This window comes from Agarivorans sp. (assembly GCF_050295395.1).
GTDB lineage: Bacteria > Pseudomonadota > Gammaproteobacteria > Enterobacterales > Celerinatantimonadaceae > Agarivorans.
In genome coordinates, this window is record NZ_JBNKPP010000100.1 from 1 (window position 1) to 16350 (window position 16350).

Consider the following 16350-nt stretch of genomic DNA (forward strand, 5'->3'; position numbering starts at 1 on the left):
GGTTAGCGCCTTATTTCACTGCTTTGAACCGCAAGCAAATAGCCTGATTTTAGATGCAGCCGCCGCGCCGGGTTCTAAAACTACTCAACTCGCCGCGGTGTTAGCAGGACAAGGCGCCATTATAGCCAATGAGTACTCTGCCAGCCGGGTGAAAGTATTATCCGCCAACCTTATTCGCTGTGGAGTGACTAATGCCGCTATCACTCACTTTAGCGCTGAAGTATTTGGTCCATGGATGAGTGAACAATTTGATGCCATCTTGCTTGATGCGCCCTGCTCTGGCGAAGGCACCTTACGTAAAGATCCTTACGCACTGGATAACTGGAGCGAGCAGCATGTAGCAGAGATCTCTGCGCTGCAAACTACCTTATTAGAAAGTGCACTACAGGCTTTAAAACCTGGCGGCGTGGTGGTTTACTCTACCTGCACCCTCAATCAGCAAGAAAACCAGCACGTGATAGCAACACTTGCCCAGCGTTATCCAGAGCAATTTGAGCCAATTAGCTTGGGTCAGCTATTCCAAGGCAGCTCGCGGGCACTCACTAGTGAAGGTTACCTACACATATGGCCGCAATATTACGATAGCGAAGGTTTTTTTGTGGCCGCTTTACGCAAAACCGCTACCTCAATGACCACTCCAGAAGTAAACAAACGAATTAAGCCCTTTGCTTACCAGGCTGCGAGCAAAAAACAACAGGCTGCTATTCAGACACATTTTTCTCAACTCTTCGGTATTACCTTACCGGAAAACTACAGTGTCTTTCTCAAAGGCCAAGACTATTGGTTACTTCCCAACAGCTTTCTTCGGGTTAAAGATGAAATGCGCTTTGAACGCGTAGGTATAAAGCTAGCAGAAGAGTTTAAACAAGGCTTTCGTACCAGCCACGATGCGATAACGGCCTTGGCTTCGTTGGTGAGTAAAAACGTGCTGGAATTAGACCATCAGCAGGCACACCAATATTATCAAGGCAAGGATATTAGCTACCCCAACAATAACAAGGGAGAACTGGCCTTAAGTTATCAGGGGCAAATTATCGGCCTAGGTAAGTGGGTTCGCAACAAAATTAAGAATGGCTACCCGCGAGAGCTGGTAAAAGATAAGGGGCTAAGCTGATATGGAAGGGGGCGCTCAGTTTGCAAAGTCGCTAAGCGCGACTAAACTTAATTACTATTAGCGCAAGGCTCTAACAAAAAGAGCCCTTCCCCTACGCTCCGCTCAAGGACTAGAGTGGAGCCGTTTTTTTAAGGCTTAGCCAAGCTGAACAAGTCAAAGAAATTTTTCGTGGTTTGCTCTGCTACTTGCTGCAAACTTATTCCCTTAATCTCGGCTAAGCACTCAGCAACCCGACGAGTATAGGCGGGTTGATTTTCTTTTCCTCGATACGGAACAGGAGCCAAATAAGGGCTATCGGTTTCAACCAAGATCCGCTCTAAAGGGATCTGCTTAAAGGTTTGCTGTAACTCCTTAGCGGAATTAAAACTAATGATTCCCGAAGCAGAAATGTAAAAGCCCATTTCCATGGCGGCTTCAGCCATTTCTAAACTTTCAGTAAAACAGTGTAGCACCCCTTTACAGCTATCAGCTTGATGCTCTCTGAGCAACTCTAGAGTATCTTCTCTCGCATCGCGGGTATGAATAATCAACGGCTTATTATGTTTTACCGCCAATTTAATTTGCTCAACAAATACCTGTTGCTGCAGTGTTTTATGCTCTTTGGCATAGAAATAATCCAGTCCGGTTTCCCCCACAGCCACCACCTTGGGGTGCTGTATGTGGGCCTCCATTTGCGCTAAGTCGAATGGTTGATCCTGAACATATAAAGGATGCATGCCACAGGAGGCAAACACTTGTTCAAACTGCTCTACCTTTTCAAGCATGGCTGGAAATTTTTCCGGTGAAATGGCCACCGCTAAGCAATAATCAACCCCTGCCAATTTGGCTTTGGCTAAAGCGTCGGCAACGTTTTGGTGGTTGTTTTGATAGTCTAAACGGTCTAAATGGCAATGAGAGTCGACTAACATTTACTATCAATCCTTAAATCTACTAATTAGTGGGTAAAGCTGCTGGCTAAGATTAAGCCCGGGAAATGTTTCCCATTGTTTACAAAGATCTAACCAATCTTGATAGGCCAATTCAAGCGCTTTTACCGACGCCGCCTTAAAGCTAAACGTGGCAAACGTGGTTTCGCTCACCAAGCCTCTAGCGATACTAATGCTCAGTAATAGACAATGCCCTAACCAATGCAACTTAAGCGGGTCTTTGCTGATCAGTTCCGCCAATTTATTTGGCTGCTGGCTCAAAGCCAACTGATATTGCTCGACAAAACTTTGTAATTCGCTCAGTTGTTGTTCTCGGTAGAAATCGGCAATGGCTAAGGGAGAGCCGTTGCAGAAACGATGGATCAACGGGAAATGCTGGTCAAGCTTTAATTTCTGTTGAACCAGCCACTGTTGTACTTGCTCTATCGGCGGAACATTAATGGTCAGTAACTGACAACGGCTAGCAATGGTGGGGATCGGCTTAAACGGCAAATGATTAATTAAAATGAAATGGGTATTCGCGACCGGCTCTTCTAGGGTTTTGAGCAAAGCATTATTGGACGCGGGATTAAGCGAGCCAATATCAGATAAAATTGCCACTTTGTAAGCCCCTAATTGGCTGGTTTGGTTAGCCCAAGCCGTTAAAGCGCGAATGTCATCTACCTTGGGTTTGTCATGGGAAAAATGAAACACACTACTGTGTGCGCCGGCATCAAATAACTGACAACTATGACAACGATTACAGGCCTGATGTTGTTGTTCGCTGCATAATAAGGTTTTGGCAACAAACTGAGCCAATTGCAATTTACCTAGGCCTCGTTCGCCTCGAAGCAACAAACTAGGTGGCATTTGTTGCTCTAGCAATTGCTTAGACAGTTGTTGCCAACTTTGACGCAACCAAGGCAAACTCATCTAATCGACATCCTTCAAATAAGCGCTGATAGTCGCTTCAATGTCGCTAGAAACGCTAGCCAGTTGCTGACTCGCATCAATGGTTTTAATCTTGTTTGATGCGGCGGCTTGGGCTAAATACACCTCGCGACTGCGCTCAAAAAAACTTAAAGCTTGCTGCTCTATGCGATCTAAGGCGCCACGTTCGCGGGCACGGCTTAAACCCAAGCTGGGCTCAATATCCAGATACAGGGTCAAGTCGGGTTCAAAATCACCAATGGCCAGTTGTTTAAGCGCTTGTAGCTTAGCTAAACCTAACTGCCGTCCACCGCCCTGATAGGCCTGCGAAGAGAGATCGTGGCGATCGCCAATAACCCATGTACCGGCCGCTAAGGCTGGCTTAATTCGTGTTTCGACTAACTGTGCACGAGCGGCATACATCAGCAGCAACTCGGTACTATCACAGACTTGTTCATCGTCCACCCCTTGCTTAACAATGTTGCGTAATGCTTCGGCAATGGGGGTTCCTCCTGGTTCACGAGTATTGATGAATGCGATACCGTGTTGTGTTAACTGCTGCTGAATAACCGCCACCGCGGTACTTTTTCCAGCGCCTTCTAATCCTTCAATAACAATAAACTTTCCGGGCTTCATTCTATTACTTCTTTAAAATATATTTTCTTACTGCTCGATTATGCTCGGCCAAGGACTTGGAGAAGTAATGTTCACCGCCTCCTTTGGCAACGAAATAATAGTAGCGCGTATGTTCTGGATTTAGGGCCGCAATAATGGCATCTTCGCTGGCCATGGCAATAGGCGTAGGCGGTAAAGCCTTAATCACATAAGTATTGTAAGGTGTGGCCTCGCGTAAATCTTTACGTCGAATATTGCCATCATAACGCTCACCCATACCATAAATAACCGTAGGATCGGTTTGTAAACGCATCCCTTTATTCAAACGATTAACAAATACCGATGCAATGGTAGGACGTTCAAACTTAGCGCCTGTTTCTTTCTCAATAATCGACGCTAATATCAAGGCTTGATAGGGGTTAGCTAGCGGCAGGTTTTCTTGGCGCTTACTCCATTGCTCTTCTAACACCTTATTTAAGGCTTGGTTAGCCCGTAATACTATCTGTTCCGCAGGAGTATCATGTACAAAGAAATAGGTTTCTGGCAGTAACAAACCCTCTAGCTTGCTGTGCTCTAACTTAAGCCACTCGATTAACTGCTGCTCGGTTTTATCGCTCGGCTTAATACCTTCTGTGGTATTCAACTTGGCCCAAAATTCGGCAAAAGTTTCGCCCTCAATAAGGCTAACTTTAAGTTGCATTACCTTCCCGCTAGCCAACAGCTGGGCTAGCTCGGCGTAGCTTAGCTGCTCGGGTAAAGCGTAGTAGCCACGTTTGATTTGGCTATGCTGAGGATGTAACTTAAACCATACTCTCAGCCACCAAACATCCTTGTCGGCATTGGCAAAGACAGAATGGGCGACCCGATACAAATTATCACCGGCGCTCACCGAAACTTGTTCCAACAAGGCTGTTCTCGGCTGCTGCCATTGCTGAGTTAAATAACGATCAAACCAGCGATAGCCAAGCAAACCAGCCACTAAGGATAATAGGATAAAACTGAAAATAACTTTACGAAGCATGCTTCACCAAATCTTGAAACCACCGACAAACAGGAAAAGCTGTGTAGCTATACTCTGCAAACTGTTTAATCGGCGCAAATTGTAACAGCGCATTACTAACAAATATTTCATCGGCCTGCTTCATGTGAGCAAGTGTAAACTTTCCGATTTTTAGCTGATAGGGGGATTGACCAAGGTTATCCAGTAAAAAGGCCCGTTGGGTACCTGCAACCCCGGCCCCCTGAAGATCACTGGTATAAATGCAGTTTTCTTTAACCCAAAACAAGTTAGATGCCACCCCCTCGATAACATGATCAAAAATATCACAACAAACCAAGTCATCCACATGTTGAATATCGGCTTCTTGTTTAAGTAATACCTGCTCTAAACGATTAAGGGTTTTTAAATTGGCGGTGATGTTACCACTGGCTAAACGTTGTTTAGCTAAGCCTAGAGTTAATCCTTGCTGACGCAAGTTTAGATAATGCGCTGGAAACTCGCTGATACTGGTGAAAATGGTTGGAATAGCGTCTTGCGGAAGACTGTAACCTCGCCCACCTACACCTCTAGTAATGGTGATCTTAGCAACCGCTAAAACCTTCCCCTGCAGGGCTTGTTCCAGCTCCTGCTTGATCTGCTCAAGTTCTACCAATGGAAAACCGAGTTGCTGCTGAGCCTTAAGCAAGCGCTGGTGATGATAAGGCCACAATTGGATAGCCCCATTCTCTACCAACATGGTAGTAAAAAAGCCGTCACCGTAACTTAAGCCCCGATCAAGCTGAGACAAAGCAGAATCGTGCAAGTTAAAAATCCTATATATAAAAAAGCCCGATGATAACATCAGGCTTTAATTTGCTATAGCGAAGATACGCGTTTAGCTATCAATTTTCTTGAATATCAGCGAACCGTTAGTTCCACCGAAACCAAAAGAGTTAGATAAAGCGTAATCGATTTTCGCTGCACGCGCTTTACCAACTACGTAATCTAAATCGCAACCCTCACTAGGATTCTCTAGATTGATGGTAGGCGGTGCAATTTGATCGCGAATAGCCAAGATAGAGATAATCGCTTCAACTGCGCCTGCTGCACCTAATAGGTGACCGGTCATCGATTTTGTTGAACTAACCAAGACCTTGTTAGCGTGCTCGCCAAATACACTTTTAACCGCTTGAGTTTCTGCGATATCGCCAGCTGGAGTTGATGTGCCGTGAGCATTGATGTAATCAATAGCTGCAGCATCAATGCCTGCATCTTTAATCGCCGCAGCCATAGAACGAGCAGCGCCATCACCGTCAGCCGGTGGCGAAGTCATGTGGTAAGCATCACCACTCATACCAAAGCCAACTAATTCTGCGTATATTTTAGCGCCACGCGCTTTGGCTGCCTCATACTCTTCAAGTACTACAACACCAGCACCATCACCAAGTACAAAACCGTCACGATCTTTATCCCAAGGGCGACTGGCCTTTGTAGGGTCATCGTTTCGAGTAGATAAGGCTTTAGCGGCCCCAAAACCACCCATACCTAGATGGGTTGAGGCTTTTTCTGCACCACCGGCTAACATGACATCTGCGTCGCCATAAGCGATCATTCGAGCAGCTAAACCAATAGCGTGTGCGCCAGTAGTACAAGCGGTAGTAACCGCAATGTTAGGTCCTTTTAAGCCTTTCATTATGGAAAGGTGACCCGCAACCATGTTGATAATGGTTGATGGAACAAAAAACGGGCTAATCTTGCGCGGCCCATTTTTTAAATAATTTTCATGGTTCTGTTCGATAAGTCCTAGACCACCGATACCAGAGCCTATAGACACCCCAATGCTATCTGCATTTTCCTCAGTAACTTCAATACCTGCGTCATCAAAAGCCATGACACCGGCTGCTACACCGTATTGAATAAACGCGTCCATTTTACGGGCGTCTTTTTTGCTCATAAATTCTTCAACATTGAAGTCTTTAACCAAGCCTGCAAAACGGGTTGGAAATGCTTCTACATCAAAGTGTTCGATAGGGCCTATGCCACTTTGGCCAGCTTGTAATGCTTGCCAAGTTGACTCTGCTGTATTACCTACTGGTGATAGCGCACCAATACCAGTAACAACGACTCTACGTTTGGTCACTGAAATGCCTCCAAGGGGGGATTTACTTATCTTAGGGGGATGCAAAATGGGCGACTGATGTCGCCCACTTTTTTATTAATCTTGATTATTTAGAACGTAATCAATTGCAGCTTGTACAGTAGTAATTTTTTCAGCTTCTTCATCAGGAATCTCAGTATCGAATTCTTCCTCTAAAGCCATAACTAGTTCTACAGTATCTAAAGAGTCAGCGCCTAAGTCGTCAACGAAAGAAGCTTCGTTTTTAACTTCGTCTTCGCTTACACCTAATTGCTCGATGATGATTTTTTTAACACGTTCTTCAATTGCACTCATGACAATATTTTTCCTTAGTAAATACGCTTCTGCGTTGTTGCGATAGTGTATTCAAACCGAACTACTTTGCAAGTCTAACCGTAGTGGTCTAACCACGTTTTTCGTAGTTATTTATCTAAAAAACTTGCGATCTATCAATTTTTTGCACATTTTTTAAGCCACTGCTTAAACCATGTACATCCCGCCATTCACATGGATCGTTTCGCCCGTAATGTAGGCAGCATCTTCACTTGCCAAAAAAGCGACGGTTTTGGCGATTTCTTCAGCGTCACCAAGACGAGCCATAGGCACCTGCGACAAGATAGCACCACGTTGATTCTCGTCAAGTGCTCTGGTCATATCTGTTTCAATAAAACCGGGGGCAATCGCGTTTACTGTGATCCCGCGAGAAGCGACTTCACGCGCTAATGAGCGAGTAAAACCTAATACCCCAGCTTTTGCTGCTGCGTAATTAGCTTGACCTGCATTGCCCATGGTTCCAACCACTGAGCCAATACTGATAATGCGGCCATGACGTTTTTTCATCATTGAGCGCAATACCGCCTTGCTTAAACGGTATACCGAAGTCAGGTTAGTACTGATAATATCTTCCCACTCTTCGTCTTTCATACGCATTAACAAATTGTCACGAGTGATACCCGCATTATTCACTAAAATATCGATATCACCATATTTAGCTTTAATATCAGCAAATAACTGTTGAATAGACTCGGTTGATGTCACGTCTAGGGCTAAACCAGTGCCATTGTCACCTAAGTAACTAGCAATCGCTTCTGCTCCTTTCTCGGAAGTAGCTGTACCGATAACCGTAGCGCCTCTAGCGACTAAGGTTTCAGCCGTTGCTCGACCAATTCCGCGACTTGCTCCAGTGACTAAGGCCACTTTACCTTGTAAAGACATTAAACTTATCCTCGTTACTTATTATCTAAAGCTGTTTTTATCGATGTTACATCGTTAATTGCGGCTGCCACTAAAGGTTTGTGAATACGCTTCACTAAACCACTTAACACTTTACCTGGGCCACACTCATAAACGGTGTCGATACCTTTGGCAGCCATAGTTTCAACAGTCTCAGTCCAGCGTACTGGACTATATAACTGCTTAATTAAAGCAGACTTAATCGCTTTAGCCTCTTTTTCAATAGCAACATCAACGTTATTAATCACATCGAATTTCGGCTCTGAAAAGGTCACCCCTTCGATATAACCCGCCAACTCGTCTGCGGCAGGTTGCATTAACGCACAGTGAGAAGGAACGCTAACCGGCAACGGAAGAGCACGTTTAGCACCTGCTTCCTTACATAGTAAGTTAGCGCGCTCTACCGCTTCTTTATGACCGGCAATAACCACTTGTCCCGGAGAATTAAAGTTAACCGCAGTAACCACTTGATCTTCAGCAGCCTTTTCGCAAGCATCAATAATATCTTGGTTTGCCAAGCCAATAATGGCAGACATAGCCCCTACTCCCGCAGGCACGGCTTGTTGCATTAGCTGACCACGATACTCAACCAATTTCAGCGCATCTGCAAAACTTAATACGCCAGCACAAGTTAAAGCAGAGTATTCACCCAAGCTGTGACCGGCTAATAGTTTAGGTTGTTCGCCACCCAGTTGATTCCATAGACGCCATAACGCCACAGATGCGGCAAGCAAAGCTGGCTGGGTACGGCTAGTTTCATTTAGCGTTTCTGCAGGACCATTAGCGATTAAGCCCGCTAAGTCATAACCTAATACCTCTGATGCTTCTTTAAAGGTATCAGCAACAATCGGGTATTCCTCAACTAGTTCGGCCAACATGCCAACGCTTTGAGAACCCTGTCCTGGAAAAACAAATGCTAATTTACTCATCATCTATCCTACTAATTAAAATCTAACTAGGGCACTGCCCCACGCAAAACCACCACCAAAGGCTTCCAGTAATACTAGCTGTCCACGCTGAATACGTCCGTCAGTTACTGCTTCATCTAAAGCAATAGGCACAGAAGCAGCAGAAGTATTGCCATGTCGGTCTAAGGTTAATACCACTTTATCTATCGGCATGGATAGTTTTTTGGCTGTGGCTTTAATAATTCTGAAATTGGCTTGATGGGGAACCAACCAATCTAATTCACTTTTATCGATACCATTGGCGGCCAAGGTATCAGTCACAATTTCACTTAAACGGGTTACCGCGACTTTGAATACTTCATTACCACTCATGGTCATGTAAGATTCCATTTCACTGCCCGACATACCACGGCGCGGATGAGGGAGCTTGAGTAGATCACCATAACGGCCGTCAGCATGAATATGGGTAGACAAAATACCCGGCTGCTCACTCGCGCCCAGCAATACCGCACCTGCACCATCACCAAATAAAATGATGGTTGAGCGATCATCGGGATCACACATGTGAGATAGTTTATCTGCGCCAATCACTAAAGCGGTTTTAACTAAGCCACTTTTTATGTACTGATCGGCCACACTTAAGGCATAAGTAAAGCCGGCACAAGCGGCGGCGATGTCAAAGGCGGGCACGCCAGGCAAAGCCAACTTAGCTTGAACTTCACAAGCCGCAGCAGGAAAAGCATTTTCACTTGAAGTGGTGGCTAAAATAATCAGGCCGATGTCATTTTTATCGATACCCGCTCTTTCAATCGCTAGTTCAGCCGCGTACGCGCCCATATCGGCTACCGACTCATTGTTACCAGCAATTCGACGTTCTTTTATACCCGTGCGGTCAGTGATCCACTGGTCACTGGTTTCAACCATTCGCTCAAGATCGGAATTGGTTCTTACGTTACTTGGCAGATAACTACCCGTAGATAATATTTTTGAGTACATAAATGACTTAATGCTTATCAATTAATAAAGATTCTAATTTGTCGGTAATACGGCTTGGCACTTGCTGCTGTATTTCGGCAACGGCTTGGTGAATAGCTTGTAAAAATGCCGTCTCGTCGGCATGACCATGGCTCTTAATCACAATGCCGCGCAATCCTACCAGACTCGCGCCATTATACTGGTCGGGGTTCAGTTGTTTTAACTGTGATTTTAAGCTTGGCAAAAACAATTTTAATATAAATCGAGCAAACCAGTTTACATCGAACTGGGCTTTTAGTTTGGTAAGAATCAGCTTAGATACGCCTTCGGCGGTTTTTAATGCAATATTGCCGACAAATCCATCACAAACTATTACATCAGCTTTACCACTAAATAGCTGATTCCCCTCAACAAAGCCAATGTAATTAATTGCGTTTGAGTTTTCAAGAAGCTGCGCGGTTTGTTTAACCACATCGTTACCCTTTATTTGCTCTTCGCCAATATTAAGTAAGGCCACCCGTGGACGAGTTAACCCCCATACACTTTCAGCTAAGGCGGCCCCCATCACGGCGAACTGCATCAACACTTCTGAGTCACAACTAGAGTTCGCGCCTAGATCCAACAATAAACAACCTCTACCGCTTTCTTCGGGTAAATGGCTAATTAACGCTGGCCGCTCTATTCCTGGCAACAGCTTAAGTACCACCTTTGCCATCGCCATTAATGCCCCAGTATTGCCAGCGCTAACACAGGCATCAGCTTGGCCTTGATGAACCAAATCCAACGCTAAACGCATCGAGGATTGACGGCGCGAACGTAGTGCGGTGATCGGCTTATCGTTAGCAGTGACAACTTGGCTAGTATGAATAAACAACAGGCGTGGGTGCTGAGCAATACCAAATTGAATCAGTAAGGGATGTATAAGGTGTTGGTCACCAATTAAGGTAACATAGAGATGGGAGTATTCGTTAAGTGCCTGCGCAACGGCAGGCACTGTAACATGGGGGCCAATATCGCCCCCCATTGCATCAACTGCAATAGTAAGTTTTTGCAAAATGCAAAAATTTACTTGTTAATAACCTTGTTACCGCGGTAGTAACCGTCAGCAGTAACATGGTGACGACGGTGAAGTTCACCTGAAGTTGCGTCAGTAGTTAATGCAACATTGTTTTCAATTGCGTCATGTGAACGACGCATGCCACGTCTAGAACGTGTAACTTTACTTTTCTGAACAGCCATTGACCCAGTCTCCTAGTCTTTCTTTTTTAAACTTTGTAACACTGCAAATGGATTCGGTTTAGATTCTTTCTCTACTACCTCGTCGATTTCGCCAAATACTTGCTCGCTCTGCTGAACCTTACATGCTGTTAATTCATGTTTGGGAATGATTGGTAAGGCAAGCAAGAGCTCGTCTTCAATCAAATCAGCGACCAAGAAATAGTTGTCTTCATCTAACTGTAGTGGTTCGTAATCTTCAGGTAACGCTTCCACTTGCGATTCATCGCAGACTGGTGAGTAGTTGAATTCAACATGAATTGGATAAGTAAAACTTTCTCCGCATCGTTGGCATTCCAACTCCACCTCAGTTAACGCTTTGCCTTGAACGACAACCAACCCTTGAGGATCGGTTTCAAAGCGCAACCAGACGTCTACATCACTATTCACTTTCAAGCTTGCTTCGCTTAATCGGGGCAATCGTTTTACTTCAAGGACACCTTGATAATCTAACTTTCGCCTAGCCGTCTTAAACGGGTCAATCTCTACTGGTAATTTCACTTTTTGCATAAGGCGCGCATAATATAGTTACGCTTAGCGATAGTCAAAACAATTTCTGCTTTTTTCATGGCTTTAAGCATCGTCACGGCAATAAATTGTGTTTACAATCTACCAAGCTTTAATTTTGGTTAAAAAACGATGGAAAATCGACTCATTCTCGCCTCTAGCTCTCCTTTTAGAAAGCAGGTTTTAGAAAAAGTAACTCCCCATTTTTCGAGCTTTAGTCCCGACATAGACGAAAGCCCGCAAAAAGATGAATCGGCGCAACAGCTTGTAGTACGTTTGGCCGAGCAAAAAGCCCTCGCCGGTGCAGCTAGTTATCCGCAGCATCTAATTATAGGCTCCGATCAAGTATGTTGTATTGACGGAGAGATTGTAGGAAAACCGGGCAACCATGTAAATGCGGTCAAGCAGCTTAGCCGCGCCAGTGGTAAAACCATTATGTTTTATACTGGCTTAGCACTATATAACAGCCAGACTCAGCATATGGAGAGCCTAGTGGATACCTTTGAGGTGGGCTTTCGAGAACTCAGTCCTTCACTGATAGAACGCTACTTAAACAGCGAGCAACCCTATAACTGTGCCGGTAGTTTTAAAAGTGAGGGCTCTGGCATTGTTCTGTTTAAGTATTTACGCGGCGACGACCCCAATACTCTTATTGGTTTGCCGCTAATCAAGTTATGTGGCTTATTGGAAGCGCAAAACTATCCTTTATTATAAGAAACTATCAAGAGCGCAGCGCAGGCACTAACGAGAACATGCGCCGCGCCTCTGTTATAGAGGCGTTAATTGCTCGCAAAATTGTTGCAGGCTGGCTTCTAACGGCGCAGTTAGATGCATTTCTTTTTGGCTGGCTGGGTGAATGAAGCGGATCTGCCAAGCATGTAGAAATAGCCGCGATAAGCCCTTCGCTTGGGTTTCAGCTAATAGGGCTTTATCGGTATATTTGTCATCGCCGGCGATACTATGACCTTGCTCTAAACAATGAACCCTAATTTGATGGGTTCGCCCAGTTACCGGACTGGCCTTCATTAAGGTCATATCGGCAAAACGTCGCTCGATGCGAAAACGAGTCAACGATGGCTTTCCTTCGTGATAGTCGACAATCACGATACGCTCTCCAGATGCTAGGGCATTTTTTCTTAAAGGAGCATCCACAGTCTTAATCGATTTTGGCCACTGGCCGTGAACCAGCGTTAGATAATCTTTTTGCACGACTTTTTCGCGCAATTGACGATGCATTTCGCGCAGGGCACTGCGTTTTTTAGCCACCACTAACAAACCCGAAGTATCTCTGTCGATACGATGCACTAATTCCAAGTAACGGCAATCTTGACGTAATGAGCGAAGTGCTTCAATTACGCCAAAGCTAAGCCCACTACCACCATGCACCGCCATACCCGAAGGTTTGTTAATCACCAGCAAGCAATCGTCTTCATAAACGATGTGCTGTTCAAGCTCGGTGACTTGGTTTAGCTTATTTGACGGCAAACTACTGGCCTCAGAGACCCGTATCGGAGGTATCCTCACCACGTCGTCGGCGGCTAGCTTATATTCCGGTTTAACCCGTTTTTTGTTAACCCTGACCTCACCTTTGCGTAAAATACGATAAATACGACTTTTCGGTACCCCTTTCAGGTGTTTTAAAAGGAAGTTATCTATTCTTTGTCCAGCTTCATCGTCACTTACCGTAACCATCTGAACTGCTTTATTTTCAGTATTCATAGCAAAAATTGTAACATGCTCATAAATAATTTGATGGAAAAATATAGCTTTGCTATATTTGTAAGGCTTAAAGTGCCCGTTTTTAAAGGTTTTCCTTATTTGGCACAGCATTCAGAGCGCATTAATTTGTATATTTTGGCGCTCTTAAAACTAAGATTTTTCATAGCAACCTGATGGGCAATCACAATTATTTGCCTTAAATCAAAGCTATATAGAATAGATTGTTTAGTCCGGCAAGCAAAATCTGCGGGACCTATTATTTATAAAAGCGCCAAAATGCGCCCTAAAGACTAGAGAAGCTAACCGGGAGGTTACCTATACGCTCTGACCAAAACACAGGGTCTGGCCATTTAAGGCAGGTTAATTGCTGTCCAAAAGGTTGTTTTAACAATACAACCCCAAGGCAACAAGAATGAAAAGAATGTTAATTAATGCAATGCAGCTTGAAGAGATGCGCGTTGCATTGGTCGATGGCCAACGGCTATACGACTTAGACATAGAAAGTCCTGGTCACGAACAGAAAAAAGCGAATATTTACAAAGGTAAAATTACTCGAGTAGAACCTAGTTTAGAAGCTGCTTTTGTTGATTATGGCGCAGAGCGACACGGTTTCCTTCCAATGAAAGAAATCGCCCGCGAATATTTCCCTGAAGGCTACGTTTATCAAGGCCGTCCTAGCATTAAAGAAGTGGTAAAAGAAGGCCAAGAGGTCATCGTTCAGATTGATAAAGAAGAACGAGGCAACAAAGGCGCTGCACTAACTACCTTTATCAGCCTAGCGGGAAGCTACCTGGTATTAATGCCTAATAACCCTCGTGCAGGTGGTATTTCGCGTCGTATCGAAGGAGACGAGCGAACCCAACTTAAAGAAGCCATGAACGGCTTAGAGCTACCTACAGGAATGGGCTTAATTGTTCGCACCGCCGGTGTAGGTAAATCTGCTGAAGAGCTACAGTGGGACTTAAAAGTACTGCTTAACCACTGGGGAGCGATTACTGACGCCGCGGAATCTAAAGCCGCGCCGTTCTTAATTCACCAAGAAAGTAACGTTATTGTTCGTGCGATTCGCGATTACCTACGTCGCGATGTTGGCGAGATCCTTATCGATAACAAAACTATTTTTGAACAAGCTAAGAAGCACATCGAGTTAGTTCGTCCTGACTTCGTTAACCGCGTTAAGCGTTACGAAGGGGAAGTGCCGATGTTCAATCACTATCAAATTGAGTCACAAATCGAGTCGGCCTTCCAACGCGAAGTTCGCCTACCTTCTGGCGGCTCGATTGTTATTGACCCAACCGAAGCATTAACCTCTATCGATATTAACTCGGCTCGAGCCACTAAAGGTGGTGATATCGAAGAAACGGCCTTACAAACCAACCTAGAAGCCGCCGATGAAATTGCTCGTCAACTTCGTCTACGAGACTTAGGTGGTTTGGTAGTGATTGACTTCATCGATATGACGCCGGTTAAAAACCAACGTGAAGTAGAAAATCGCTTCCGTGAAGCCGTACGCCAAGATCGCGCCCGTGTTCAAGTCGGCCGAATTTCTCGTTTCGGTTTGCTAGAAATGTCGCGTCAGCGCTTACGCCCTTCACTAGGCGAGTCAAGCACCCATATTTGTCCCCGTTGTAGTGGTCAAGGCACCATTCGTGACAATGAATCGTTAGCGTTATCTATCCTACGACTATTTGAAGAAGAAGCGCTAAAAGAGAATACCTCTGAAGTGCATGCTCAGGTGCCGGTGCCAGTGGCAGCCTACCTGCTCAATGAAAAGCGCGTAGCCATTAACAAGCTAGAAAAACGCCACTCAGTGCGTCTGGTGATTATTCCTAACCAACACATGGAAACACCTCACTACGATGTAACTCGTATCCGTACCGGCGAAGAAACTCAAGAAGCCAGCTATCAGCTAACCGCTGAGAACCCTTCTCCAGTTTATCAACCTAATCAGGTGGCTAAAGAGCGCATTGAAGCCGAGCAGCCGGTTCTGCAAGGGTTTAGTGCTCCAGCGGCGCCTTCAGTGCCAGCTAAACCCGCAACTAAACCAGTTCAAGCAAAAACGGTAAGCAGTCCTTCGCTGATCGAGCGCATAGTGGCTTTCTTCAGCTCTATATTTGCATCAGAGCCGACGACCGAAACTAAAGCTGCCACAACAACCAAAAACAATAGCCCCCGAGATAACCAACGCGATAACCAGCGTGGTAACCGCCGGAATAACCAGCGTGGTGCTAAAGATAAACGTAATAATAGAAGTCAAGAGCGCCCTGAACGCAAAGAAACACCAGAAGCCAAAGAAGCGCCAAGTAACCGACGTCGCAAGGATCAACGCAACAAGCCTAAAGCGGATAGCAATGAGCAGCCACAAGAAAGCATTGTTGAGAAGCAGGAACAAGCGCCTAAAGAGCAAAAAATCAAAGAACGCCGTGAGCGCCGCAACCTTCGTAAAAAAGTGCGTTTAGATAATGCAAGTACTGTTAAGCCTGCTGAGCAAGTAGAGGTTGAACAGACTCCGCCAGCGCCTAGCAAAGAAAAAGCGCCACTAGAAGATAAAGCCGCCCCCACGAAGGCTGCAGAATCAAACGAAGCACCAGCTAAACCGAAGCGCCGTCGTCGCGCGTCAAGCAGTGCAGGACGTAAACGTTTTAACGACTTACCCAAAGCTGAATCAGCAAATGAAGTTGTAGATGCACGTTACCCAGAGGCAGAAACTAAAGCAGAAGTCTCAGTTGCAGCTAAAGACGAAGCACCTGCAGAAACTAAAGCAGAAGTCTCGGTTGCAGCTAAAGACGAAGCACCTGCAGAAACTAAAGCAGAAGCGCCAGTAGCAGCGGAAGTGGAATCTCCCGCTGAAACTAAAGCAGAAGCGCCGGTTGCAGCGGAAGTGGAAAGCCCCGCTGAAACTAAAGCAGAAGCGCCAGTAGCAGCTAAAGTGGAAGCTCCCGCAGAAACTAAAGCAGAAGCACCGGTAGCAGCTGAAGTGGAAGCCCCCGCGGAAACTAAAGCGGAAGCGCCAGTAGCAGCTGAAGTGGAAGCCCCCGCGGAAACTAAAGCAG

At 45.3% G+C, this 16350-nt stretch carries 17 protein-coding genes; 3 read left to right on the forward strand and 14 right to left on the reverse strand.

The window, feature by feature from the left end; translation table 11 throughout:
- Nucleotides 1–1114 (forward strand): NOL1/NOP2/sun family putative RNA methylase (locus tag ACQY6Q_RS06060; RefSeq protein ID WP_427979103.1); only part of this gene is annotated, 1114 nt, incomplete at its 5' end.
- Nucleotides 1115–1242: 128 nt separating this feature from the next.
- Here ACQY6Q_RS06060 and ACQY6Q_RS06065 read toward each other — a convergent pair.
- The 13 genes from ACQY6Q_RS06065 to yceD all read right to left on the reverse strand — a co-directional run bounded on the left by ACQY6Q_RS06065 (nucleotide 1243) and on the right by yceD (nucleotide 11581).
- Nucleotides 1243–2022, reverse strand: coding sequence for a TatD family hydrolase (locus ACQY6Q_RS06065; RefSeq protein WP_427979105.1), 780 nt, complete (start codon nucleotides 2020–2022; stop codon nucleotides 1243–1245).
- A gap of 6 nt (nucleotides 2023–2028) precedes the next feature.
- Nucleotides 2029–2952 carry a hypothetical protein gene (locus ACQY6Q_RS06070; RefSeq protein ID WP_427979108.1) on the reverse strand — a complete coding sequence of 308 codons (924 nt, stop codon included), beginning with the start codon at nucleotides 2950–2952 and terminating at the stop codon, nucleotides 2029–2031.
- On the reverse strand, nucleotides 2953–3585 hold the full coding sequence (tmk, locus tag ACQY6Q_RS06075; RefSeq protein WP_427979110.1) for a dTMP kinase: 633 nt from the start codon (nucleotides 3583–3585) through the stop codon (nucleotides 2953–2955).
- Nucleotides 3586–3589: 4 nt separating this feature from the next.
- Nucleotides 3590–4585: an endolytic transglycosylase MltG gene (mltG, locus tag ACQY6Q_RS06080; RefSeq protein ID WP_427979113.1), complete on the reverse strand. Its 996-nt coding sequence runs from the start codon at nucleotides 4583–4585 to the stop codon at nucleotides 3590–3592.
- On the reverse strand, nucleotides 4575–5366 hold the full coding sequence (gene pabC / locus ACQY6Q_RS06085) for an aminodeoxychorismate lyase (protein ID WP_427979115.1): 792 nt from the start codon (nucleotides 5364–5366) through the stop codon (nucleotides 4575–4577). The genes mltG and pabC overlap by 11 nt, the downstream gene beginning before the upstream one ends.
- A 72-nt stretch (nucleotides 5367–5438) precedes the next feature.
- Complete coding sequence (fabF, locus tag ACQY6Q_RS06090; protein ID WP_427979117.1) at nucleotides 5439–6683, reverse strand: beta-ketoacyl-ACP synthase II; 1245 nt, start codon at nucleotides 6681–6683, stop codon at nucleotides 5439–5441.
- Nucleotides 6684–6758: 75 nt separating this feature from the next.
- Nucleotides 6759–6995: an acyl carrier protein gene (gene acpP, locus ACQY6Q_RS06095; RefSeq protein WP_016403339.1), complete on the reverse strand. Its 237-nt coding sequence runs from the start codon at nucleotides 6993–6995 to the stop codon at nucleotides 6759–6761.
- A 165-nt stretch (nucleotides 6996–7160) separates the two neighbouring features.
- Nucleotides 7161–7895, reverse strand: coding sequence for a 3-oxoacyl-ACP reductase FabG (gene fabG / locus ACQY6Q_RS06100; protein WP_427979119.1), 735 nt, complete (start codon nucleotides 7893–7895; stop codon nucleotides 7161–7163).
- 14 nt (nucleotides 7896–7909) lie between these two features.
- Nucleotides 7910–8842, reverse strand: coding sequence for an ACP S-malonyltransferase (gene fabD, locus ACQY6Q_RS06105; RefSeq protein WP_427979121.1), 933 nt, complete (start codon nucleotides 8840–8842; stop codon nucleotides 7910–7912).
- A 15-nt stretch (nucleotides 8843–8857) separates the two neighbouring features.
- Entirely contained in the window at nucleotides 8858–9817 is a 960-nt protein-coding gene (locus ACQY6Q_RS06110) for a beta-ketoacyl-ACP synthase III (RefSeq protein ID WP_427979123.1), read from the reverse strand.
- A 7-nt stretch (nucleotides 9818–9824) separates the two neighbouring features.
- Complete coding sequence (plsX, locus tag ACQY6Q_RS06115; protein ID WP_427979126.1) at nucleotides 9825–10850, reverse strand: phosphate acyltransferase PlsX; 1026 nt, start codon at nucleotides 10848–10850, stop codon at nucleotides 9825–9827.
- A gap of 11 nt (nucleotides 10851–10861) precedes the next feature.
- A complete protein-coding gene (gene rpmF, locus ACQY6Q_RS06120) occupies nucleotides 10862–11035 on the reverse strand; it encodes a 50S ribosomal protein L32 (RefSeq protein WP_016403344.1) in 174 nt (57 codons plus the stop codon).
- A 12-nt stretch (nucleotides 11036–11047) separates the two neighbouring features.
- On the reverse strand, nucleotides 11048–11581 hold the full coding sequence (gene yceD, locus ACQY6Q_RS06125) for a 23S rRNA accumulation protein YceD (protein ID WP_427979129.1): 534 nt from the start codon (nucleotides 11579–11581) through the stop codon (nucleotides 11048–11050).
- A 129-nt stretch (nucleotides 11582–11710) separates the two neighbouring features.
- Here yceD and ACQY6Q_RS06130 point away from each other — a divergent pair, with 129 nt between their 5' ends.
- Entirely contained in the window at nucleotides 11711–12292 is a 582-nt protein-coding gene (locus ACQY6Q_RS06130) for a Maf family protein (protein WP_427979131.1), read from the forward strand.
- Between the two features lie 54 nt (nucleotides 12293–12346).
- Here ACQY6Q_RS06130 and rluC read toward each other — a convergent pair whose 3' ends face one another.
- Nucleotides 12347–13297 carry a 23S rRNA pseudouridine(955/2504/2580) synthase RluC gene (gene rluC, locus ACQY6Q_RS06135; protein ID WP_427979133.1) on the reverse strand — a complete coding sequence of 317 codons (951 nt, stop codon included), beginning with the start codon at nucleotides 13295–13297 and terminating at the stop codon, nucleotides 12347–12349.
- A 412-nt stretch (nucleotides 13298–13709) separates the two neighbouring features.
- Here rluC and rne point away from each other — a divergent pair.
- Nucleotides 13710–16350, forward strand: a 2641-nt coding sequence (gene rne, locus ACQY6Q_RS06140; RefSeq protein ID WP_427979135.1) for a ribonuclease E, incomplete at its 3' end; no start/stop codon positions are given.

Bases quoted from the DNA above. Each gene is read 5' to 3' on its own strand.
- ACQY6Q_RS06065 (WP_427979105.1), bottom strand. From the start codon at position 2,022: ATGTTAGTCGACTCTCATTGCCATTTAGACCGTTTAGACTATCAAAAC.
- ACQY6Q_RS06070 (WP_427979108.1), bottom strand. From the start codon at position 2,952: ATGAGTTTGCCTTGGTTGCGTCAAAGTTGGCAACAACTGTCTAAGCAA.
- tmk (WP_427979110.1), bottom strand. From the start codon at position 3,585: ATGAAGCCCGGAAAGTTTATTGTTATTGAAGGATTAGAAGGCGCTGGA.
- mltG (WP_427979113.1), bottom strand. From the start codon at position 4,585: ATGCTTCGTAAAGTTATTTTCAGTTTTATCCTATTATCCTTAGTGGCT.
- acpP (WP_016403339.1), bottom strand. From the start codon at position 6,995: ATGAGTGCAATTGAAGAACGTGTTAAAAAAATCATCATCGAGCAATTA.
- fabG (WP_427979119.1), bottom strand. From the start codon at position 7,895: ATGTCTTTACAAGGTAAAGTGGCCTTAGTCACTGGAGCAAGTCGCGGA.
- fabD (WP_427979121.1), bottom strand. From the start codon at position 8,842: ATGAGTAAATTAGCATTTGTTTTTCCAGGACAGGGTTCTCAAAGCGTT.
- ACQY6Q_RS06110 (WP_427979123.1), bottom strand. From the start codon at position 9,817: ATGTACTCAAAAATATTATCTACGGGTAGTTATCTGCCAAGTAACGTA.
- rpmF (WP_016403344.1), bottom strand. From the start codon at position 11,035: ATGGCTGTTCAGAAAAGTAAAGTTACACGTTCTAGACGTGGCATGCGT.
- yceD (WP_427979129.1), bottom strand. From the start codon at position 11,581: ATGCAAAAAGTGAAATTACCAGTAGAGATTGACCCGTTTAAGACGGCT.
- ACQY6Q_RS06130 (WP_427979131.1), top strand. From the start codon at position 11,711: ATGGAAAATCGACTCATTCTCGCCTCTAGCTCTCCTTTTAGAAAGCAG.
- rluC (WP_427979133.1), bottom strand. From the start codon at position 13,297: ATGAATACTGAAAATAAAGCAGTTCAGATGGTTACGGTAAGTGACGAT.